Annotated in this window: 18 protein-coding genes; 2 read left to right on the forward strand and 16 right to left on the reverse strand. The window is 66.2% G+C overall.

The window, feature by feature from the left end; genetic code table 11:
- Nucleotides 1–11: 11 nt before the first annotated feature.
- From VGM20_01120 to VGM20_01130, 3 genes are all read right to left on the reverse strand, one after another.
- A complete protein-coding gene (locus VGM20_01120; protein ID HEY4099458.1) occupies nucleotides 12–1,034 on the reverse strand; it encodes a glycosyltransferase family 2 protein in 1,023 nt (340 codons plus the stop codon).
- An 86-nt stretch (nucleotides 1,035–1,120) separates the two neighbouring features.
- A complete protein-coding gene (locus tag VGM20_01125) occupies nucleotides 1,121–1,828 on the reverse strand; it encodes a PEP-CTERM sorting domain-containing protein (protein ID HEY4099459.1) in 708 nt (235 codons plus the stop codon).
- 83 nt (nucleotides 1,829–1,911) lie between these two features.
- Nucleotides 1,912–2,640, reverse strand: a complete 729-nt coding sequence (locus VGM20_01130; protein HEY4099460.1) for a PEP-CTERM sorting domain-containing protein — start codon at nucleotides 2,638–2,640, stop codon at nucleotides 1,912–1,914.
- Between the two features lie 525 nt (nucleotides 2,641–3,165).
- Between VGM20_01130 and VGM20_01135 the strand changes: the two genes are divergently transcribed.
- A complete protein-coding gene (locus VGM20_01135) occupies nucleotides 3,166–7,821 on the forward strand; it encodes a S8 family serine peptidase (protein ID HEY4099461.1) in 4,656 nt (1,551 codons plus the stop codon).
- Between the two features lie 41 nt (nucleotides 7,822–7,862).
- On the opposite strand, the gene VGM20_01140 is transcribed toward VGM20_01135, so the two are convergent.
- The 9 genes from VGM20_01140 to VGM20_01180 are packed head-to-tail and all read right to left on the reverse strand — an operon-like array spanning nucleotide 7,863 to nucleotide 17,999.
- Nucleotides 7,863–8,975, reverse strand: a complete 1,113-nt coding sequence (locus VGM20_01140) for a hypothetical protein (protein HEY4099462.1) — start codon at nucleotides 8,973–8,975, stop codon at nucleotides 7,863–7,865.
- Entirely contained in the window at nucleotides 8,972–10,015 is a 1,044-nt protein-coding gene (locus VGM20_01145) for a hypothetical protein (GenBank protein HEY4099463.1), read from the reverse strand. The genes VGM20_01140 and VGM20_01145 overlap by 4 nt, the downstream gene beginning before the upstream one ends.
- Nucleotides 10,012–11,166, reverse strand: a complete 1,155-nt coding sequence (locus tag VGM20_01150) for a glycosyltransferase (GenBank protein HEY4099464.1) — start codon at nucleotides 11,164–11,166, stop codon at nucleotides 10,012–10,014. Before VGM20_01150 ends, VGM20_01145 begins: the two co-directional genes overlap by 4 nt.
- A 3-nt stretch (nucleotides 11,167–11,169) precedes the next feature.
- Nucleotides 11,170–12,645: an O-antigen ligase family protein gene (locus tag VGM20_01155; protein HEY4099465.1), complete on the reverse strand. Its 1,476-nt coding sequence runs from the start codon at nucleotides 12,643–12,645 to the stop codon at nucleotides 11,170–11,172.
- Nucleotides 12,642–14,027: a hypothetical protein gene (locus tag VGM20_01160; GenBank protein HEY4099466.1), complete on the reverse strand. Its 1,386-nt coding sequence runs from the start codon at nucleotides 14,025–14,027 to the stop codon at nucleotides 12,642–12,644. The genes VGM20_01155 and VGM20_01160 overlap by 4 nt, the downstream gene beginning before the upstream one ends.
- Entirely contained in the window at nucleotides 14,024–15,145 is a 1,122-nt protein-coding gene (locus tag VGM20_01165) for a glycosyltransferase (protein HEY4099467.1), read from the reverse strand. The genes VGM20_01160 and VGM20_01165 overlap by 4 nt, the downstream gene beginning before the upstream one ends.
- On the reverse strand, nucleotides 15,142–15,834 hold the full coding sequence (locus VGM20_01170; GenBank protein HEY4099468.1) for a class I SAM-dependent methyltransferase: 693 nt from the start codon (nucleotides 15,832–15,834) through the stop codon (nucleotides 15,142–15,144). The genes VGM20_01165 and VGM20_01170 overlap by 4 nt, the downstream gene beginning before the upstream one ends.
- On the reverse strand, nucleotides 15,831–16,853 hold the full coding sequence (locus VGM20_01175) for a glycosyltransferase family A protein (protein HEY4099469.1): 1,023 nt from the start codon (nucleotides 16,851–16,853) through the stop codon (nucleotides 15,831–15,833). Before VGM20_01175 ends, VGM20_01170 begins: the two co-directional genes overlap by 4 nt.
- Nucleotides 16,854–16,877: 24 nt before the next feature.
- Nucleotides 16,878–17,999 (reverse strand): glycosyltransferase family 4 protein, encoded by a 1,122-nt coding sequence (locus tag VGM20_01180; protein HEY4099470.1) that lies wholly within the window; start codon nucleotides 17,997–17,999, stop codon nucleotides 16,878–16,880.
- Nucleotides 18,000–18,143: 144 nt separating this feature from the next.
- On the opposite strand from VGM20_01180, the gene VGM20_01185 reads away from it, so the two are divergent.
- Nucleotides 18,144–18,671, forward strand: a complete 528-nt coding sequence (locus VGM20_01185) for a hypothetical protein (GenBank protein HEY4099471.1) — start codon at nucleotides 18,144–18,146, stop codon at nucleotides 18,669–18,671.
- 33 nt (nucleotides 18,672–18,704) lie between these two features.
- Here VGM20_01185 and VGM20_01190 read toward each other — a convergent pair whose 3' ends face one another.
- The 4 genes from VGM20_01190 to VGM20_01205 are packed head-to-tail and all read right to left on the reverse strand — an operon-like array spanning nucleotide 18,705 to nucleotide 21,815.
- Nucleotides 18,705–19,343, reverse strand: a complete 639-nt coding sequence (locus tag VGM20_01190) for an EpsI family protein (protein ID HEY4099472.1) — start codon at nucleotides 19,341–19,343, stop codon at nucleotides 18,705–18,707.
- Nucleotides 19,336–20,241 carry an exosortase/archaeosortase family protein gene (locus VGM20_01195; protein ID HEY4099473.1) on the reverse strand — a complete coding sequence of 302 codons (906 nt, stop codon included), beginning with the start codon at nucleotides 20,239–20,241 and terminating at the stop codon, nucleotides 19,336–19,338. Before VGM20_01195 ends, VGM20_01190 begins: the two co-directional genes overlap by 8 nt.
- Complete coding sequence (locus tag VGM20_01200) at nucleotides 20,235–20,972, reverse strand: sugar transferase (protein ID HEY4099474.1); 738 nt, start codon at nucleotides 20,970–20,972, stop codon at nucleotides 20,235–20,237. Before VGM20_01200 ends, VGM20_01195 begins: the two co-directional genes overlap by 7 nt.
- A 33-nt stretch (nucleotides 20,973–21,005) precedes the next feature.
- Nucleotides 21,006–21,815, reverse strand: a complete 810-nt coding sequence (locus tag VGM20_01205; protein ID HEY4099475.1) for a polysaccharide biosynthesis/export family protein — start codon at nucleotides 21,813–21,815, stop codon at nucleotides 21,006–21,008.
- Nucleotides 21,816–21,914 lie beyond the last annotated feature (99 nt).

The raw sequence follows: 21,914 nt of genomic DNA on the forward strand, positions 1-21,914 counted from the left end.
CGTCCTCCGGTTCATCCGCGGCCCTGTCGCTCATGTCTCATCGGCCAGTAGGCGAGTCCGGCCCAGAAGCCGATCCCCCACGCCAGATGAATCACCAGGAAGACGATCGGAAGAATCGGAAGCAGAGCGAGTCCCTGCTTGGATGCGATCCGAGTGCTTGCGAGGACGGAGACCGCGGCGTACGCCACGAGATGTGCTGCGCCGAGCACTCCCAGGTGCGCCACGAGCCACGGCGTGAGTATCACGGAGAGGACGAACGTCGGCGCCACCAGCTGGCGCCAGCGAATCGAAGTGCGGTGCTCCAGCAGCGTGCGCACCTTCCAGAAGCCATATCGCGCGTACTGGCGGGCGAGCTTGGGAAGTGTGCCGCGGACCTGATAGGTCGACCGGATCGTCGGCGAGAGGTAGACGGTGTCGCCGCGTGCGCGGAGCCGGATGTTCATCTCGTAATCTTCGTTGACCGCCCAGTCGGTACGCATGCCGCCGAGCTCGCGGAGCGTCGTCGTGCGCCAGGCGCCGAGGTACACGGTGTCGGTGAACGCCGGGGCAGTGGCGTTCCGATATTTCGCGTCGCCGGCGGCGAATGGGGACGAAACCGCCGCGGCGATCGCGCGGGTCACCCACGTCGTTCCGTGTGCGCGCTGGACGCCACCCACATTCCCCGCGCCGGTTTCTTCGAGGAGCCGGACGCACTCGGCCACGTAGTCTGCCGCGTAGCTCGAGTGGGCATCCATCCGGACCACGAAGTCGCCGCGCGCAGCGGCGAGGCCGCGATTGAACGCGGCCGCCTGCAGACGATCGGGATTGTCGAGGAGTTGCACCCGTGGATCTTCCACGGCGATGCGGCGGACGATCTCATCGCTGCCATCGGTGCTGGCGCCGTCGAGGACCAGCACCTCGATCGTCCCCATCGCGGGGAGGTCGCTGGCGAGCACTGACGCGAGACATGTCGCGATATTCTCCCGCTCATTGCGCATCGGGATGATGATCGTGACAGTCGGGGCAGGGCGCGCTGGAGAGGAAAGGTCCGCCACGCTCGGGGTGTTGAGGGGAAAACTGAAGCGGGTTCCGGCGTCGTGCCGGAACCCGCTTCAAAGCTACTCGGTGCCGCTGGGTGAAACTACTTGCGGCGGCGGCGCAGACCTGCACCGGCAAGACCAGTGAGTCCGAACGCCACCAGGCTGAGCGTCCCCGGCTCCGGAACGGTCGGCTCAGGCACGTGCGCGATGAATTCCTGCTCACCGTGGCCAGCGCCAAGATCGTCCGAGATGACGACCCACTCGCTGGGGATGATCGAGCTGGCGTCGGCAAGGTCGATCCAGTGCTGGACGTCGGTGCCGTCGTAGTCGCTATGACCTGAGGGGTCAAATCCCATGATTGTCCAGATCGCGAACTGGATCTCCGGATTGCCACCCCATCCCGGCGACCCGTGGGGATTGTCGCTCGAAAAATCGTCGGTTCCGGACATGAACTGAACCAGCGACGCTGCCTTCTCATATGCAAGCGGCGCGATGCCAGGCTGATTGACCTGGCTGAAATCGCTTCCGCCGAGGGAGGTGATCCACGCGTTGTAAAATCCGGTCGGAATGTTCGGCGTGATGTTGTCGGTTTCGTCGACGCACCAGATCTGGAACGTCCCCCCGCCGGCAAACTGACCCGACAGGCCGTTGTACGAGCCGATCGATTCACTGATGTTGCAGGGATTGTTGAACACGTTCACCCCTGAACAGCCGGCCACCTGGAACTGCACGTTGACCGGGGCTTGAGCTTGGGCGCCGACCGCGACAAATGCGAGAAGGGCCGCGCCAGCTGCGACACTACGAATCATGCGGTGTACTCCGTCCTGAAAAGGTCAAGGTGCCGCAGCATCTGCGGCACCGTGAAAAGACCTGCGAAGAGCTGCTTCGGATGCTACTTCCGGCGGCGGCGGAAACCTGCACCCGCCATCCCGACGAGTCCGACTGCCAGCATCGCCATCGTGCCCGGCTCCGGGGTCGGCACTTCCTCCGGGAACGAGACCTGCGCCAGGAACTCCTGCTCACCGTGACCCGCTCCGAGGGCGTCCGAGATGATCACCCAGTCGTTCGGGTCGATCGACGCCGTGTTGGCGGCCGCAAAAGCTGTCCAGTGCGCGACATCGGCCGCATTGTAGCCCGAGTGACCAGTCGGATCGTAGCCCATCAGAGTCCAGATTGCGAACTGGATCTGCGGGTTTCCGCCCCACGTGGTCGCGCCATGAGCGGTGGCCGGGTTCGATGGATCGATGAAGTCATCCGTGCCGCTCATTTCCTGGGTAAGCACCGCCGCTTCGGTGTAGTTCAGCGGGGCGCCAGCCGGCTTGTACACGTTGGTGAACGGCCCGTTCAGCGAAGTCGCGAAGGCGTTGTAGAAGCCGGTCGGGATGCCCGGCGTGATCTGGTCGGTTTCGTCGACGCACCAGATCTGGAACGTCGGACCACTCGAGAACTGGCCCTGGAGGCCGTTGTACGAGCCGATCGAAGCGCTGGAACCGCAAGCGTCGTTGAAGACGTTGACGCCAGAGCAGCTGGCAACCTGGAACTGCACGGGAACGGTCTGCGCGCTTGCGCCGGTTGCAAGGACCGCAGCGAGGGCAACGCCACCAACAATACGGCGCAGCATGTCATTTACTCCGATTCAAAAAGGTTGTGCTCTGCAGACTCGAACTAAGTGCTTACGGGCCCCTCAGGAGCATACGGTATGCCACCTGAGCGGCCGCATTGTCGACAAGACCTCCTCGGAAGATCAATCATGCGTAACCAATTGGTATAACATGTCTTACGTCGCGAAAGCCGGCAAGAGAATCGATGAAAATGAGGGTGTGCATCCAGACGGTGTCGTAGCCCGTCAACCACAACTTGTTGCGGCATCGCAACGGCACCTTCCCGAGGGGGCACATCGGCCATTTTGTGGACCTGACGCGACAATCGGTTCGCAAGCGGAATTCTCCCGCAGATAGAAATTGGATAAAAATTTGACGATCAGTCTCTGTCATTTCCCGGGGATGACAGCAAGAAAACAGCTAAAACTGGCATTTGATCGGAATACGACTCATGGAACGGGACCTGCATAAGAACCGGTCAGTTCTCGGCCGATACTAGCTCGCATCTTCGGCTACTGCTGTCCAACGCTTTCCAGGTCACCATCATGCGCGTGTTTGTCCGATACGTTCCGCTGCTCGCGTCGCTCGTCGTCGGAGTCCCCGCCGCCGCGTCCGCCCAAACCCGTTCACCCGCCGAGATGGCTCGGTTGCGGGACTCGGTGGCTCAGGTTGGCGGGCGGGTCATCGTGATGCTCAAGTCATCCGACACGCGCCAGCACATCGTCGCTCCCGGCACACCGCCGGTCCCATCGGCCGAGATGGACCAGATCCAGTCGCGGCTGGCGAGCACCGATGCGCTGAATGTCACCGGGCGTTCGGAGATGATCAGCGCCGTCTTTGCCATGACGGATAGCGCGCGCCTCGAGGCGTTGAACAACGATCCCAATGTCCTCTCGATGGAAGCCGACCGGCTGATGTTCCTGCAGGAAACGCGAGATGGAGCGCGGGTCGCTCGAACCAAGAGCCAGGATCTCCCCTGGGGGATTTCCCAGATCACCGCGCCGGACGCCTGGGCCCTCGGCTATCGTGGCGACGGCGTGAAGGTCGGGATCATGGATAGCGGCGGCGACCCGACCCACCCCGATCTCGTCTGGGCCGGTGGCTACAGCGCGGTCGATGGCGGCACCTCTCCGTCGGACTGGCAGGACGACGTCAGTGTGTGCCTCGGCCACGGCACCCACGTGGCCGGCACGGTCGCCGCGCAGGACAACGGCGTCGGTGTCGTCGGTGTCGCGCCGAACGTGTCGTTGTACGCGATCAAGGTTTTCTTCAATTTCAGCGGTCAGTGCGCCGCGTACACCTCGACCCAGATCACCGCGCTGCAGTGGGCGGTGTCGCAGCACATCCGCGTCGTGAACGCCAGCATCGGCGGGGCATTCTCCAGCGCCTACCAGACCGCGGTCGACCAGGCTGCGGCATCGGGAACCTTCCTCGTCGCTGCCGCAGGGAATGACAACGGCGGAGCGGTCGAGTATCCGGCGGCATATCCGTCGGCGATTGCGGTGTCGTCGCTGAATTCATCCAACGGCCGTTCGAGCTTCTCGAGCGCCGGATCGCAGGTGTGGGTCGGTGCACCGGGTGAGAACATCGAGAGCACGTTGCCGGGCGGTGCGTACGGATTCAAGTCGGGAACGTCGATGGCCACGCCGCACGTGACCGGCACCGTCGCGTTGCTGGTGCAGAAGAATCCCTCGATCACGCTCGCCGGTGTCCGTCAGGCGCTGCAGAACGGTGCGCTCGATATCGATGCGGCCGGGTTCGACAACAATACCGGTTGGGGGCTTGATCGCGCGGCCTTCGCGCTGGGCGGCGGATCTGCGCCGCTCACGATTGCCGTCGCACCGAACGCCCGGACCGCGTCGGTCCAGCAGGGAAGCACGGCGCCGAGTGACAATGCGGCGGTCACGCTGTCGGGGACCAACGCGTCGACCACTGCGTGGACCGCGGTGAAGAAGGCGTCCTGGGCGACACTCACCACCGCCAGCGGGACCGGCAACGGCACCGTGGCGTGGAGCCGCAATCCCACCGGCCTTGCGGCTGGCACCTACGTCGACACGATCACCGTCTCGGCCACCGGTGCGACCGGTTCGCCAGCGGTGGTGTACGACACGCTGCATGTGACCGCGCCGGTGATTCCAGTCACTCTTGCGGTCACGCCGGCTGCTCGCGTCGTCTCGGTGCAGCAGGGATCAACGGCGCCGTCGGATAACGGCACGATCACACTCACCGGCACGAACGCCGCGACGACGAGCTGGACGGCGACCAAGAAGCAACCATGGACGACGCTGACAACGGCCAGCGGAACCGGCAGCGGAACCGTGGCCTGGAGCCGCAACGCCACCGGGCTTGCAGTCGGCACCTACGTCGACACGATCACCGTCACGGCGCCGGGCGCGGCCAACGGATCTCCGGCACGCATCATCGACACGCTGCGCGTCAACGCGGCGACGATTCCCGTGACGATGGCGGTCACTCCAGCGTCGCGAAACGTCTCGGCGCAGCAAGGCACGACCGGGCCAGGCGACAATGCGGCGATCAGCTTCACCGGCACCAATGCGCAGCAGACCGGCTGGACCGCTGCGAAGCGGCAGGCATGGACGACGCTGACCGCTCAAAACGGGACCGGTGACGGCACCGTGACGTGGAGCCGCAATCTCACCGGTCTCGCCGTGGGGACGTATGTCGACACGATCACCGTGACGGCGCCGGGTGCCGCGAACGGCTCGCCGGCCCGGATCATCGACACGCTGCGGGTGACCGCGGCAGTGGTCCCGGTGACGATGGCCGTCGCACCGGCGGCGCGAAATGTCTCCCTGCAGCAGGGGACGGCGGCCGCCGGCGACAACGCCGCGATCACCTTCACCGGCACCAACGCACAGCAGACCGGATGGACCGCGACGAAGCGGCAGGCGTGGACGGCTCTCACGGCCGCGAGCGGAACCGGCGATGGCGCCGTGAGCTGGAATCGCAACACGACGGGGCTCGCCGTCGGGACCTACGTCGACACGATCACGGTGTCGGCACCGGGTGCCGCGAACGGTTCGCCGGCGATGATCTTCGATACTATCCGGGTCACCGCGGCTGTGGTTCCGGTGACGCTGGCGCTCTCCCCTTCGGCGCGAAGCACGACGGTACAGCAGGGAGGAGCGGCGTCGGGCGACAACGCGACGGTGACACTGACCGGGACGAACGCGTCGACCACCGGGTGGACCGCGGCCGCGAAGCACAGCTGGACGTCGCTGACCGTTGCGTCGGGGACCGGAAGCGGCACGGTGAGCTGGAACCGCAACGCATCGACACTCGCGGCGGGGACATACGTCGACACCATCACGGTCACGGCGCCGGGAGCCGCGAACGGCTCGCCGGCGATGATCTTCGACACTCTGCACGTGACCGCGCCGGTCGTGGCGCTCGTGGTCTATCCGGCATCGCGGCATGCGGCGGCGCAGCAGGGCACCGTCGCGCCGGGAGACACGGCGAATGTGCAGCTCCTTGCGTCGATTGCCTGGACGGCAACGAACAAGCATTCATGGAACTCGCTCACGACTGCCAGCAACATCGGCAACGGGCGGGTGGTCTGGTCGCGAAACACCGCCGGCCTCGCCCCAGGGTTGTACGTCGACACCATCACTGTCAACGCACCGGGCGCGGTCGGTTCGCCGTCGTCCGTCATCGATTCGTTCACCGTGACTCCTGCTGCCGCGACGATCCTCGCGGTGGCGCCGTCGTCGCGCCATGTGTCGGTGCAGCAGGGGAATAGCGCACCGGGCGACAACGCGACGGTCACGCTGAGCGGTGGCAACGCCGGCACGACGATCTGGACGGCAACCAAGCGGCAGCCGTGGACCACGCTGACGGCCGCGACCGGTACGGGGAGCGGGACCGTGTCCTGGACCCGCAACGCCGCAGGTCTTGTCGCCGGGACATACGTCGACACCATCACGGTGGCGGCGGTCGGCGCCGTCGGGTCACCCTCTACGGTGATCGACACGCTGACCATCACGGCGGCGCCGGTCGCGATCGCCCTGACGGTCTCGCCTGCCGCGCGCAGCCTGTCGGTGGCGCAGGGGTCGGTGGCGCCGGGTGACAATGCGACCGTGACGTTGACCGGCACGAATGCCGGAACGACCGCATGGACCGCCACGGGCAAGAAGAGCTGGACGACGCTGACGGTCGCGAGTGGAACCGGATCGGGTGTGGTGCAGTGGAATCGCAACGCAAGCGGCCTGGCGGCGGGCGTGTACGTCGACACGATCACCGTGACGGCGCCGGGGGCGGCGAACGGTTCGCCGGCGATGGTGTTCGACACCCTGCGCATCACATCGACGCCGCTGATCGTGACCGTGGCGCCGCAGGGGCACCACAAGTCGGTCAAGGCCGGGACGGCGACGTCGACCGACGCCGCAGCGGTGACGCTGAGCGGCACCGGGGCGTCGACGACGAACTGGCACGCCAGCAACCTCCGAAGCTGGAATTCGTTCAGTGCCTCGTCCGGCACCGGCAACGGCACCGTGTCGTGGGTCTCCAACACGGCATCACTCGCGGTTGGCGTCTACGTCGACACGATCACGGTGGCGGCAGGAGCAACGTCGGCGCGGATCATCGACACGATGGAAGTCACCGGAAGCACCAAGTCACAGAAGACGATCGCGGTCAACCCGAAGGGGAAGAGCGCGCGCGCACTGCAGGTGGCGGGCTCCGCAAGCATCCTCGCGGTCGAAACCGATTCGGCGATGGTCCAGAGCGATGACAGCGGCGACAGCTGGATCGCGTCGACCACCTCGTCACGCCTGCTGTTGACCCGTTCGCAAGGCTCCGTCAACTCGCCGGTCGTGTGGCAGCGTTCCACTGAGGCGCTTTCGGTCGGGATGCACATCGACACGATCCAGGTGCAGCTCGCCAGCGACGCCAGCGTGCAGGCGGTGTTCGTCGATTCGCTCAACGTGGTATCGGTGTCACTTCCGGACCCGCAGGCCGCCGTGCAGGACCTCTTCACATCGGCGACGATCAGTACCGATCAGCGGACGGTGCTCGACCGGCTTGGCAACAACAATGGCTTCTACGACCTGGGTGATTTCCTGGCATGGGTCGACCGGTCGCACATCCACCTGACCGCCGATGTCATGGCGAAGCTGCAGTCGCTCGCACCGGGCCGGGCAGCCGGCAGCACGACCGGCCAGTCCGACACGCCGAAGCGCTGAAGGTGAATTGCTCCCGGCGTCTGCGCGACGCCGGGAGTGGTTCAGTCGCGGTGGAGGATGCGGCGGAATCGTCCGCCGGTCAGCGTGTGGTCGAGATCGCGGACGAGCCAGCGCACCCGGATCCGCTTGATCAGCGCCGACAGCGCGGCAAAGAACTCCGGATCGTCAGCTGGTGAGACTACGTCCAGCAATTCGATCCAGTCCTCGAGAATCGGCTGCGAGCGGATGTTGAGCTGTCGCAGCGCCGCCAGGTCGTCGAGTCGCGGCAACGTGGGAATCGTCAGGCCGAGGGCGCGCGCACCCGCCATGGTGCGCAGACACTTCTCGCACCGGCCGCAGTTATGCTGTCCGCCCTGGAGGCAGACCCGTAACCGGGTGAGGCGGGGGAGTCCCGGGACGGCGATCGCCGCGAGCTTGTCGATGCGCCGCGCGCCACAACCGTGATGAACGATCTGCAATCCTTCAGTCGACCATTTCGGATCGGTGACGGGATGGCTCCCGGCCGGCGTGAGATCGGCCCACGACGCACTCGACGGGATGAAGAGCGTGGCGAATCCGCCGGCCATTGCGACCGCACTCAGCGCGGGACCGAGATAATCGCTCCAGTCGAGTCCGAAGGCGTGACAGATGTCCTTGATGTTGGTGTGCGCGACGGCGAGCTTCACGCCGACCGCCGCGGCAGTGGTCGTGTGCTCGGCAATCACCTCATTGAAGACGGCGTCGAGCGGCGTCTTGCCGAGATCGACCCGGTCCACGAGCAGCAGGTGTGACAGCCGCTCGTGTTCGCGAACGACCGTATACGACGAATCGACGCCACCCGAGAAGAGGGTGGCCGTTCCGTCGCCGACCGGCGCCGGCGACACGTTGGTGGCCTGCACGACGGTTGGGCGCGCCCAGCTGTACCATCGCAGGTAGATCTCCTGCAATTGCGCGAGACCCGCGAGCAACTGCGGCGACACCGGGAACCGGTCGTCGACTTCAATCGCCTCGCCGCGAGCCATGGCCGGGAGGAATGCCGCGGCGAGGAACGGGTCGGCGCGGAGCGCCGGTGCCGGGCGGTCGCGAAAGTCGAACCACAGGGTGTGCTCACCGATGGTTCCTTCGATCGCCTGTCCCCGACCATTTCGCGCCCGGATGTCCGTAATCCGCATCATGGCTGCGCTCCGGCTCTCGCCTGCTCGACCGCGAGATACGTTTCCCACGCCGTTGCGAAGGCCAGCTCCCAGCGGCGCGCCTCACACTGTGCCTGGAGCAGCGCAATGGTCTCTTCGATGAAGCCGCCGAGGAGCGGACCAGCGTTCTTTTCCGGTGCGCCATGGGTATACAGCTTGAGAAAGATCGCGTTGCCGATTCGCGGTGCGGCGTCGATCCATGCCCGCGCGCGCGCGCGGGATGGTGCGGCGTACCCCGCGAGTTCTCCGACTTCGAGTGTGGGGAGCACACGCCAGCGCGGGTGGCGCCGCAGCGTCAGCGGACCCTGGACGCAGAGGAGCGCGTCGTCCGGCGCGGTGGCGCCGGGCTCGACGAGGCGACCAGTGTCGTGCGATTTCGGTTGCGCGGGGTCGTCGACCGCCCAGTAGATCGCGTTGATCAACGTGGTCTGACACGGGTCCGGCGCGGCAGGCATGGTGAAATCGGCGTAGCATCCCAGGCGCCGCAGCAGCGTCAATTCGTTGTTGAGCCCGCACCACCGACCGTCGGGGCGGGAATTGTCGAGCGCCCAGTTGCCGTGGATGAAGCCGAACGTCGGCCGACCGTCACGCTCATGCAGCAACCCGTGGTTGCGCGAAAGTTCGCCGATGAACCGCTCCATCCGGTCGGTGAAATCCGCTTCGCCTTCGCCGTCGTGGTGAATGTGGATCTCGACGTCGGCGATTCCCGCACGCGTCATCTCGGCGAGGGGATCGATCAGCGCCGGGTGGTACTCCTCCTGCGGGTAGAAGAACGTCCATCGCGGCGGGTGCCCGCGCGCATCACGGAATCGTGAGGCGATCCGCGGCCACGCATCGGCCCACGCGGCGACGCGGGCGCGAGCCGTGGCGTCGGACGGGCGGTTCCAGCGCGGCTCGAAATGATCGGCGAACATGAGATGCACCGTGACCGGCCGTGACGGGTCGAACCGATGCGCGCGGGTCCGGCGCCGAGCGGCGCGCCAGCCGGGCCACCAGAGCTGGGCGTTGCGCGGGAGCGTCACGCGATGGGCTGCAGGTGCGGGTCTGTCGCGCCGATGACGTCGGCAAATTGCCGGCGCAGTGCGGCGGTCGCGGTGGCGCGATCGTCGATCGCCACGGTCACCCGGCGCGACATCGGCGGAATCTCGGCCCAGTGTCGCAGCGCATCGGCGAGCGCCGTTCGGTCACCCGGCGGAACGAGGACGCAGGAATCCACGACGAGTGACGACACGCTCCCCACATCGCTTGCGATGAACGGTGCGCCGCACGCCAACCCTTCGAGCAGCACGTTGGGGATCCCCTCCGATCTCGACGGCAGCAGATTCACGTCGGCTGCGCGATACCAGTCGCCGAGCTGCGCGTGCGGCGTGTTGCCGATGAATCGGACGGTGTCGCCGAGATCAGCCGCCCTGCGTTCGAGTGATCGCCGTCCGGCGCCGTCGCCCACCAGGCAGAGGAGTGGGTGCGACGGATGCCGTGCAATTGCGTGCCACGCGTCGAGCAGCACGTCGACTCCCTTGACCGGTACCATCCGGCCGACCCAGACGGCAATCGGACGATCGAGCGGCAGCCCAAGCGCCGCGCGGGCGTGGTCGGCAGCGCCGGGATGAAATCGCGCGGTATCGACGCCCCGGGTAAACGTCCCGACGTGATCGGCGTCGACGCCGAGTGCGATGACGGCATCGCGCAACGGGTGCCCCACGGTGATCACGCGGCGCGCGTCGCGCAGCGTGTCAACGATGACTTTTCGGCGCGATCGATCCTTCGCCAGGAGATGAATGTCCGACCCCCCGACGAGCAGGACGCCCGGCACACCGAGGCGGCGCGCGGCGTGCAGCGCGACGGTGCCGTCGGGGTGGGTCCAGTACCCCGCCACGAGATCTGGCTGCCAATCCCGCGTCGCTGCGGTCACGGATGCGAGAACGCTGCGCGCCATCCAGCGATGATGAGTCCGATGCGCCATTCGAGGGGGATACCACCAGACGCGGTAGCGCGTCTCGTGCGCCGCCGGTGCGGTGGGACGCGTCACGAGCAGGTCGGTCCACGGCACCGGCACCACGACGCGAACGTCATCGCCTGCGGCGCGCAGCGCTGCGACAAGCTGCTGATTGAAGACTCCCTTGACCGGCCGCCGCGGCGAGGGATAGACACTGGTCAGCAGCAGCAGACGCATCGATCAGCTGGTGGACGCCGGTCCGGGAAACGCCCGCAGGCGCCGCCGCGGTACCCCGCGCCCGGGCGCCGGCGGGAGCGCCTGTTCCGCCGGGTTTTCTTCCGGAAGTTTGGAGCCGAGCACCGTCGCTCCGGCCAGTCCCAGCGCCATGTACATCAGTGGATAGTACGCGTTGGACAGGAACGTCCCGGTGACGAGCACGCCGGTGAGCATCGCGAGCATGTGCCCCGCGAGGGTCTCCTCGGTTTTCGCCTCGGGATCGATTGCACGGCGCGCGGCGGCACGTTTTCGAATGGCGCGCAACCCCTTCACCAGCGAGTAGCAGAGCAGGATGAACAGGACCAGCCCGGCCACGCCGAGCTCCATGCCGTACTGCACCCACGAGCTGTGCGCGGCGCGTTCCTCGCCGTTGAGCATCCCGAAATAGGTCGAGAAGTTGGAGATGCCGTAGCCCCAGGGGCGCTTGATCATCCAGATCATCCCCTGCTTCCAGAAATACAGGCGTCCCTCGTTGCCGGAGACGTTGTAGTCATCCGATGAGAAATCGGAGAACCGCGCGCCGGCGCCGATGCCGGTCGCCATCATCACGAACATCGCCACGCACCCGGCGACCAGCGCGAAGGAAAACCATCGTCGCCATCCTCGCGCGCCTGCGGCGACGATCACGACGGCGGCCGCGAGGAAGCCGAGTTCGGAGCCGCGCGATTGCGTCGGGACGACGGCGGCAACCATCAGGCCGGCGATCCCGGTCCAGAACACCCGGCGGCGGAACGATCCCACCGAGAGCCAGAGCGCCAGCGGAAAGGTGGTCCCGAGGACGGCGCCGAAGTCATTGGGGTCGAGCGACACACCGACCATCTGCAGGCGCCGCAATTCCGGGCGCGCAGCCAGCACGTCGGGATCGATCGGGTCGCCGTCCTCGTTGAGGACGACCGCGTTGGGATCGTACGTGTGCAGCACGTTGTACGACACCGCGGCGACGCAGAGGACGTAGATCGCCACCGCGAGACGCAGACTTCGTCGATCGCGAAGGAAGACCAGGCAGCAGATGAAGATGATGACGACGACGAGATACTTCTCGCGGAAAAACTGGAACGATTCGCTCGGCCAGATTCCGATCGGTGCCGTCACGAAAGCGAGTACGGCGAGCATCATCACCAGCCGGAACGCCGGTGATCGCCGCCAGATCAGCTGCCACGCATCGGTGGGAACCGTCACGACGAGCATCGCCATGAAGATCAGCATCAGGATCATCGGCAGATGCGGCAGCGCGAGTTCGATGAACACTTCGGGAAGACGCACGACCGCGTACCCGAGATAGATCCCGACGAGCGGGATCAGGAGGCGCTCGCCCTGACTCGCGACCGACAACGAGAACCCGCTGACAGCGGAGCGCCGCGGGGGCGGTGCTTCCGTCGCCTGCCGCACCGCGGCAACGAGGTCGGATCCAAGCGGTTCGTTTGCTCCCAGCGTCGTCACGGTCGCTCCCTGATGGTCGGTGCCGTACCGAGCCGATTGACCACCACCTGCAATTTCCCCGCCGCCGTCAGGGGAATGTCGTCGACCACATCAATCGAGACGCGGAGCGCCGGTCCGGCGACGGCCGCCACTTCCCGGCGAAGCCATGCTTCATGTTCGGGTGCCCATCGCGGCGAGACAATCCGGATTATCACGGCGTCGGCCACTTCCTGGATCACCTGATATCGCCTGACGCCGGGGAGATCCTTGAGGATGTGCGGGAAGAACTCGCCGGGAAGGCGCCGGCCATCGGGCGTCACGAGGATATCGAGCTGCCGGCCGGTCACCCGGGCGAGACGGTCCAGCCCGCGGCCGCACGCGCAGGGGCCGCTCGCCTTGATTGCCCGATCGCCGGTGGCATATCGCACGAACGGCATCCCGAGGTTCGTCAGGTCGGTGATGACGACATTCCCTTCGACGCCGTCGCGAACTCCCGCGCCGTCGTCGTCGAGAATCTCCACCACCAGTTGCTCCGACGTCAGGTGCAGTCCACCGTGCACCGCACATTCGGCGCCGATGAGCATGAACTCGCGCGACCCGTACGTTTCGAAGACCGGTGCCCGGAAGACGCGTTCAATCACCTCGCGCTGGAACGGATGCAGCCGCTCGGCGCCGACGACGATGCTGTGCGGGACCGGCGGCACCAGCGCGCGCGCTTCGAGCATCTGGGCGAAGGCATAGATCGCGTTGGTGTATGCCACGATCGCGCGCGGCTCGGTCCGCACCAGCGACCGGAAGAACCGGTCGACGCTCGCGTCGCCGAGGTCGAAGCAGCTCACCAGCGTATGGCGGTACAGCCGGTCATAGAGCTTCGCCTTGCGCTTGCTCCACGACGACGACGACACCGGTGCCACCCCCCAGAGATACCACTGCTTCGTGCCGGGACCGGCGCCGGCCCACGAATAGCCGCGATGCCAGGCGGCCATGCGGCGCTGGTAGCTGTCGGTGTCGAGATCGAATTCGAGCGGTACGCCGCTGGATCCGCCGGTCGCCTTGGTGATCAGCGACGTCCCGGGCGCCGTCGATCGCATCGCGAGCCGGTGCTCACGAACCAATGCGCGATCGATGACCGGCCATTTCGCGAAATCCTCCGGGCCGTCGAGCCGCCGCGCATCGAGCCCGCCGGCACGCCAGGTGTCGCCATACCACGGTGAGGTGGACTGGGCGTGCAGCAGCAACCGGCGCAGCCCCTGGAACTGGATCGCGGCGATCTCGTCGCGCGAGCGCCACTGCGACGCCTCGAGTTCGCGCCAGTAGCGGAAGATCGACCGTCCATGCAGGCCGTCTTCATAGCCACGAATCATCCAGCGCCGGACGCGTGTGACGAACGGATCGGCACTCACTGGGGCACCGTCCGGTTGACGTGCTTGAGGAGGCCGAGATACAACGCCTCGTAGGCGGCGACGGTCGATTCGACCGAGAATTCGGCGACCGCGCGCCGGCGTGCGGCGTCACCGAAGCGCCGCATCCGGGCGGGGCTGGAAAAGAGCGCCGTCATCGCTCCGGCGAGCGCCGCAGGATCGCCCGATGGCACCAGGAATCCGGTCTCGCCCGGCACCACCACCTCGCGATTGCCGCCGACGTCGGTTGCGACCACTGGAAGACCCGCCGCCATCGCTTCGAGCAGCGTCAAGGCAATCCCTTCGCTGGTCGACGAAAGGACGAACGCGTCCGCCCGGGCAAGGAACGGGCGAATGTCCTGCTGCATGCCATGGAAGGTGACGGTCTCGCCGAGCGAGAGTTCGGACGCCAGCCGTTCGAGTGGATCGCGCAGTTCTCCATCGCCGACGATGTCGAGGTGGAACGCCGGCTCCTGGTCGGCAACGATCCGGGCGGCGCGCAGCAGTGTTTCCTGGTCCTTGACGAGATTCAGGCGTGCCACGTGCACCGCGCGCCATCCACCGGTTCGCTGCGGTACGGGGTTGCCGGCACGGACATCGATGCCGTTGCGGATCACGCGGATCCGGTTGGCGGGGACGTGCTCCACCGTTCGGGCGACCTCGGCGGCGTCGAGCGACACCGGTACCAGCGCGTCGGTCAGTTGTCCGGCGAACCGTTCGAGGAGGCGCCCCTTGAGGTTGAGCAATTGGTTGCGGCCATGCTTGGTGTGTACCAGCACCGGGACGTCGGTCACCATGCGCGCGACAGCGCCGTACTGATGCGGCGTAGGATTGTGGGTGTGGAGGATCGCGGGTCGCCGGCGACGCAGGTAGCGGCGAAGCGCCGCGATCGTCGCCACCGACGCGCCGGCACCGACCGGCTGGTCAAGCACGTCGACCGGAATGCCAAGTGCCTCGAACCGCGGTGCAAGTTCGCCGGCGCTGTGCAGGCAGAGCACCCGCGGCGCGAAGAGCGCGCGATTGGCATGCGCCGCGAGTGACAAGATCACCATCTCCTGTCCGCCGATGGCAACCGAGAAGACGCAGTGCACGACTTCCCACGGGGGGTGCCGATCGGTCATGGCAGCCGCCGGCACCGGAAGCCGATGTAGGAACTGCGACGCTCGAGGCCGAACCATTGTCCGGCACCATTCATCATCGAGAGGAGCAGGTCCGCGGGACCCTTCAATCGATCGAACGGCGGATCGAAGAAGCCAGCTTCCCGGTCGACCGCGAACCCGCCGCGAGCGAGGAAGGCGCGGAAGCCCGCGACCGAGTCGGCACCGATGCCGCCGTCCCAGACACGGCGTCCCTGGAGGCGGCGAATGAGGCGCAGCATCGAGTCGGGGTTCTGCACCATGATGACCAGCGTACCTCCGGGCCGCAGCACTCGGCGACACTCGGCGAGATACCCCTCCGCCGACGGCGCGAAGTGCATCACCACGATCGAGAAGACGACGTCGAACGAGGCATCGTCGAACGCAACGGCGCCCTCGTCGCACCGTGAAAACTCGACCGGGGCCCACTCGGCTGCTGCAAACTCGACGCGCGCCGGATCGATGTCGACGCCAATGATGCGGGTGAACTGTGGTGCGAGGCCTGCCGTGATGTCGCCCCACCCCGCGCCATAATCAAGCGCCGATCCGCCGAGCCCATCCGCCAGCGCGCGCACCGTCGACCACCGTCGCACCTGGTGGCGCGTCGGTTGCGCACCGCGCCGAAAGTTCGGCGGCGCCGGAGCAGCGAATCCCCGGAGTTCGATCGGACTCACGACGCCGGTACCGCCTCGTTGCTCGACGCTGACTCGGGGAAGACCCGCACCGACCGGTCGGTCGGATCGGCGCGCAGCGCCGCGGGCAGCGCGGGGCGGAAGAATTTCACCATCGCGCGCGAGACCAGGTCGGCGGCGCGGTGCGGCAATCCGCAGAAGCGCGCGGTCGAGAAGACCCGCCGGCGGAATGCCCAGTTCTTCAGGAACTGCTCGTTGTAGAACCGCCATCCCCACCGTTCGGCAAAGAGACGGTGGCTGCGATCCACGAGGGTGTCCGACCACCGGAAGGTGAAGAACCGCAGGTCTTCGATCGTCGGCCGGGTGTGAATGTTGTCGAAGATCACTTCCGCCTGTGGCACGCACCAGATCGGTACTCCCATCCGCTGCAGCTGGATGCCGATGTCGATATGCTCACGCACGACCATCGACGGGAAATCGATCTGGCGAAGGAGTGCGGTCTCGGCGAAGAACGTATGCAGCTCGAAGAAGTCGACCGTCCACGGGCCGGCGGGGACTTCGTCACGCGCCGCGCGGCGGAACGGCTTGTAGTCGAAGATGTAGTCCTCGCTGCCGACCGCGACCTTGCGCAGTTCGGAATGCGAAATGTGGACCCGCAGCTCGAGGCGCCTGGCGTCGATGTCGAGTCCTTCCCGCTCGAACGTGAGCGGCAGGATGGCGCGCATCCCGCGCGTTGTCGCGGCATCGAGCATCGCGGTGAGCCACCCCGGCGTCACGAACGTGTCGTTGTCGACCCAGCAGGTATAGGGCGTATCGATCCGACCGAGGTAACTGCGGAAGGCGTCCATCGGAATGGTGCGCCCGCAGGGGACGATCTCGAACGGCCGCCCGGCGCAGAGTTCACGCAGGTCGCGGACGGTGCGGCGCGAGTATCCGAAATCGAGAAACGCCAGCTTGACCGGCTCGGGGGTGTGTTCGAGGATCGATCGCGTGCACGCTTCGACGCTGCTGAAGCGATCCCGTGGCACGATGACGATCGTCACTGCTGGGGTATCAGACACGGTCACCTCGGTGGTCGACATCGGTTAGTGATCCGGCACCAGTGCACGGTAGAGCGCGACGTGGCGGCGGGCGTAGTGCCGCGCGTCGTAGAATTGCATGGCGCGTGCGAAGCCGCGTTCTCCGAGGCGGCGGCGCTCATCGCCGTCCCGCACCAGCCGGGCGACCTCGCGACCGAGCCGTTCGATGTCGTCAGGCGGGACGAGAATGCCGGTCCGTCCGTGGTCGATCAATTCGGGCATCGCGCCGACGGACGATGCGACAACGGGGAGGCCACACGCCATCGCCTGGACCACCACCAGTCCGAACGCTTCGAGCCGCGGCGTATGGATCAACAGATCCGCTCCCTGCAGCCAGGGGACCACATTCGACTGGAATCCATGGAATCGGACGCGGGTTCCCAGCGTCGCGCGGGCTTGCTCCTCGAGCGCCGCGGTTCGATCCGGGGCGCCGGTCCCGAGCACCGCCACGTTCCAGGGTGAGTTGCCAAGGAATCCCTCGGCTGCTGTGGCCGCCTGCAACGCGAGGTCGACCCCCTTTTCGGGACCGAAATGTCCGATGATCAGCGCCAGTGGCTCGTCGCCGATGCCCAGCGATTCCCGGAGACGGTGGCGAACTCCCGGGTCGGGCCTGAAATGGGTCAGGTCGATGCCGATGGGGATGACCGCGACCTTGCTCTTGCGGACCAACGTATTGGCAATGAAGTACTTGCGACGGTCGTCCGACGCCGTCAGGACGCGATCGATCAAAGGGAGGGAAATCGCGTTTCGCAGGAAATTTCTCGCCCCTTCGGTCTCGATTCCAAGACTGCGGTGGAAAGTCATCACCGTGCGGACTCGTGGATTGGTCAACCGTAGCGCCGACGCAACATACTGGCTTCCATGGTCATGCGCATGAATCACCGCCACCTGCCGCTCCCGGCAGATCCGGCGCACCTGCGAGAGCTCGGCCCGGGTCGGACGGGCCGCGAATGAGAGCCCGCCGACGAAATCGGCGCGGTCGGCGAATTCGGCGACTTCCGGCTCCGGATTCCTGAGCGCAACGAGCCCGCATTCTGCGCCGAGTGGGCGCAGATGGTCGATGAGGGTCAGGATCGCATCTCGTCGGCCACCCCGGGCAGCCGACAGCGTCAGATGGAGGACTCGCATAGGGTCTCTCGCTCATGAAGCAAGAAACGGGACAGTCGGCCCGTGACTTGCTCTGAAGCGGCTTCGTCCATTCTATTCGATTCACGATCCGCCCCGCTGCCCGCTCCGGGCCGACCGAATCACCTTGATGATTTGAGGACCTGCATGGCCGCCAATCCGACGACTCCGCTGCTGTCCACCCGAGCCCAGGGGCTCCTCCCCGCCCTGGTCACGCTGCTGGTCGTCGTCATGCTGTCGACCTTCTCGGATGTCGGAGTGACGGCGCTAGCGACGCAGTCGATCGGTGTCCAGTACCGGTTCCAGGTCGTCGGTCTCCTGCTGGCAAGCGCCCCGCAGCTCGCAGTGGTTCTCGTGCTGATCGCGTGGCTGGCGACGTTGAGCGGCCAGCGGCTGGCGGTGCGCGGCGCGTCGATCGCGGCGATCGTGATCGGTGTCCTCTTCCTGATCCTGATCCCGTTCTTCGGGCTCGACTTCCTGCAGTCGCGCCGGATGATCGCTGAAAGCCAGCTGCGAGGATTCACGATTGCGGGGCTCAAGACCGCGGGCTTTGCCGGACTCCTTGCGCTCCTCTTTGTGTGGGCGGGTTGGCGCGGGATCATGGCGAGCCAGCGTCTCGATGAAGGAGATTCCCGCCAGAAGGGCGAAGGGCTGGTGGTGGGCCAGCAACTCTAGTCCGGCGCGGCGCGGGCTTTCCCACGCTGGCGATCAGAGCGTGGGAAGGACCCGCTTCATGTCGGAGACGAGCGGTGCCACGACAGAGGTCGCCACGCTGTCGGCGTGCGCCACATCATTGCCGGTCACGGGAACGACGATCCGGACAAGCGCTTCCTCGGTCCGCCCGTGCAGTGCCGCGTCACGCAGCAATTCGTATTTCACCTTGAATTCATCATGCGCCACGCGGCCCCGGCCCTGGTACCAGTAATAGACCATCGCATTGTGGCCCTGGTTGACCACGCGATACCGGTTGACCGTGACGGGCCCGGTTGCCGTGGCAATCGTCCGCGCCCCTGACTCGACCGGCTCCCAGCCGTCTCCCGGGAGACAGTTCTTCGGGGAATGGATGCTCTTCCCCTGCCGCTGTTCGTCGTAGTATCCCACGTAGATGGTGAACGTCGGCGCGGTGCGCGAACCGTAGAAGCGCAGGACGTACGAACTCATCCCCGCCACGCGACGTTCGTCCGCGGCAATGGTGTCGTCGATCGCTGCAAGGCCGTTCATCGTTGGCGCAACGGTCGCAAGCGGTGCCCGCAACGGTACCGGTCCGGCGCGACGCGCGGCAACGGTGCCGTTGATCATGCACCCGGCGGCGAGAATTCCCGCGGGGATCCAGCTGCCGCTAGCCATGCAACGCTCCCGGAGCGACCTTGCGCTCGACCAGCCGGACAACTGCAGTGCAGCCCCCGAGAATCGCGAAGGCCGCAGCAAACATCAGCATTCCCTCGCGCTCGTGCGCCAGCCCGGTGCCGAGTGATGGATCGACGAAATGAATCAGGAACGCGGTGAGGAAGATCCGGACGCCGTTGAGCAGCACCGCCACCGGAACGACCAGTGCCACCAGGACGATGCGCGACACCACGGTGCCGAGGTACATGCCGCCGAGGAGCACACCCAGCGCCACGAGCGCCGACAGCGATCGCAAGCCACTGCACGCCTCGGCGACGAAGAGGAGCGCTTCGGGAATCTGGATCACATTCCCCTGGGTTCGCACCGGTATATGACGCCAGTGGATCATCGCCGTGCCGAGACGTGACGCCCGGAACTGCAGCGGGATCGCCAGCTGGTTGATAAACAGGGCGGGGAGCGGAATCGCCAGGAGCAGCACGATCAGCGGCAACCACCAGCTGCGGACCTGCCGCCAGCCAAAGCAGAAGACGATGAGCCCGACGATCGCGAGCCAGATCGCAAATCGCTGCGAAAAGAATTCGGCCGCGATCGACCCGAGAAGCCGGATCAGCGTCGCGGCGACGAGAATGATCGTCCCGCCGCGGCGATCGGGTGCCATGTCGGTGCGGAGCCCGGTGCGCCACGCCAGCCAGACGGCGACCGGGAAAAGCAGCAGGCCGTAGTTGGCGTCGTCGTCGTGCATCCAGTCATGGAACAAGGTCGAGACCGGCGACGCGAACAGGAGCACGAAGGCGACCGCGGCGGCGCAGACCGGAAGCCAGGTCGCCAGAGGCCACTCACGAACCGCGAGGGCCGAGACCGGCCGGACCGGCGCCGCGCTGGCGGTCGGTGCTACCATCCACCCTTCCGGAACAGCATCACCGGAATCGTCTTGAGCATGATCCGGAGATCCTCCCAGATGCTCCGCCGGGCGATGTACTCGAGGTCGTGCTGCACCTTGAGCTTGACGTCCTCGACCGAGGTGTCGTACTGCAAGTGGACCTGCGCATGCCCGGTGATCCCGGGGCGAACGCGCTGGCGGCGCTGGTAGTCGGGGATCTGCTCGCGGAGCGACGTGAACAATTGCGGACGTTCCGGACGCGGACCGACCAGATTCATGTCGCCGCGGATGACATTGAGCAATTGCGGCAACTCGTCGAGACGGCAACTGCGCAGGAATCCGCCGACCAGCGTGAGGCGGTTATCGCACGTCGACGCCCACACCGCCTGTCCGGCGGCTTCCGCGTCGATCTTCATCGTGCGGAACTTCACGATCGTAAATGGACGGCCGCCGCAATCATCGAGTCGCCGCGTCGACCCGGCACGTCCGGTGCGCCGATCGGCCCGGCGCCGAAGATCGAGGCCGACGCGCGTCTGGGTGTAGAAGACCGGGCCGCGCGACGTGAGCTTCACCACAATTGCGATGACGATCCACGCGGGCAGCGATGCGACGAGAATCAGCGTGGCCACCACGACGTTGAGCCCGCGGATCAGCCGTTCGTCGCGTGACAGGCGCCGCTCTGCGACCCCCTGAACCACGGTCGTGGCGGGGCGGGTGCGGGGAATGGGCGTGTCTTCGGCGCGAGGCATCGTTGACGTCAAAGGACCAGACATGGCAGTGTGCTAGAGGACAATATGGACAAGATACACCAACCCTCCGAGAGCCGTCGCGCCACCAATGATCCGCCAGAACAACGCAGCGGACGGCTTGGTGGCCAGGGTGATCTCGTCACCCGCCTGGACGTTGAGCTGATCGAGCGTAAGCCCCTTCTGTACCGCATCGGCGAACTCATCGCCATCGACGATGATGCGATCACCGCGCTTGATCGTGGACTTGTTCCAGCGCACGTTGTTTGCCGGACCGCCGGCGTCGATCATGATCTCTTCGCTCATCAGTCGCGACGCTGGCGCCTGGAAGAAGCCCGGCTTGTTGAGCGCGCCGAACATCGAGATCCGCACGAAGGTCGTCGCCGTGACGGCGGGGTCGTTGACGACGCGCTTGAGCTGCTGGGTCAGATAGGCCTGCACCTCCGACCGGAGGATCCCGTGCATGTCGATCGATACCCCACCCGGGAGATCGAGCGTCCCGCGCGGTGAAATCGTGTATGTCGCGCTCAACCCTGGTTCCGTCAGCACTTCCACCTTGATCTCATCTGCGGGGTGGATATCTCCATTGGTGAGCCGATCACGAATCACATCGGCAGCCGCCTGTTTCGACATCCGAAGTGCCTGGCTGTACGCAGTCGAGGTGAGGCCGCGCTGAATGTCGTCGAGCGCAGCCTGCAATTCGGCTCGCGTCACCATCGGCCGCTTGGCCGCAACGAGCGCCGTATCGCTCTGCATCGTTGTCGGCTGCTGCGTCGGCACCTGCGCAGACGCCTGTACCATCACACCGACGACAAGCGCGCCGGCGACCAGCTGGCAGATCCTCACGCGATTTTCTCCCGCGCAGACAGGTTAGGACGAACGAACCGGGATAAAAGCACATCCCATGCTCACCGCGGCGCAATTCCAACACTCACAGTAAGTCAC

The organism is Gemmatimonadales bacterium, from assembly GCA_036500345.1.
Taxonomy (GTDB): Bacteria; Gemmatimonadota; Gemmatimonadetes; order Gemmatimonadales; family GWC2-71-9; genus Palsa-1233.

Coding starts and splice junctions, on each gene's coding strand:
- VGM20_01125 (HEY4099459.1), bottom strand. CDS start 1,828: ATGATTCGTAGTGTCGCAGCTGGCGCGGCCCTTCTCGCATTTGTCGCG.
- VGM20_01130 (HEY4099460.1), bottom strand. CDS start 2,640: ATGCTGCGCCGTATTGTTGGTGGCGTTGCCCTCGCTGCGGTCCTTGCA.
- VGM20_01135 (HEY4099461.1), top strand. CDS start 3,166: ATGCGCGTGTTTGTCCGATACGTTCCGCTGCTCGCGTCGCTCGTCGTC.
- VGM20_01140 (HEY4099462.1), bottom strand. CDS start 8,975: ATGATGCGGATTACGGACATCCGGGCGCGAAATGGTCGGGGACAGGCG.
- VGM20_01150 (HEY4099464.1), bottom strand. CDS start 11,166: ATGCGTCTGCTGCTGCTGACCAGTGTCTATCCCTCGCCGCGGCGGCCG.
- VGM20_01165 (HEY4099467.1), bottom strand. CDS start 15,145: ATGACCGATCGGCACCCCCCGTGGGAAGTCGTGCACTGCGTCTTCTCG.
- VGM20_01180 (HEY4099470.1), bottom strand. CDS start 17,999: ATGCGAGTCCTCCATCTGACGCTGTCGGCTGCCCGGGGTGGCCGACGA.
- VGM20_01185 (HEY4099471.1), top strand. CDS start 18,144: ATGGCCGCCAATCCGACGACTCCGCTGCTGTCCACCCGAGCCCAGGGG.
- VGM20_01190 (HEY4099472.1), bottom strand. CDS start 19,343: ATGGCTAGCGGCAGCTGGATCCCCGCGGGAATTCTCGCCGCCGGGTGC.
- VGM20_01195 (HEY4099473.1), bottom strand. CDS start 20,241: ATGGTAGCACCGACCGCCAGCGCGGCGCCGGTCCGGCCGGTCTCGGCC.
- VGM20_01200 (HEY4099474.1), bottom strand. CDS start 20,972: ATGCCTCGCGCCGAAGACACGCCCATTCCCCGCACCCGCCCCGCCACG.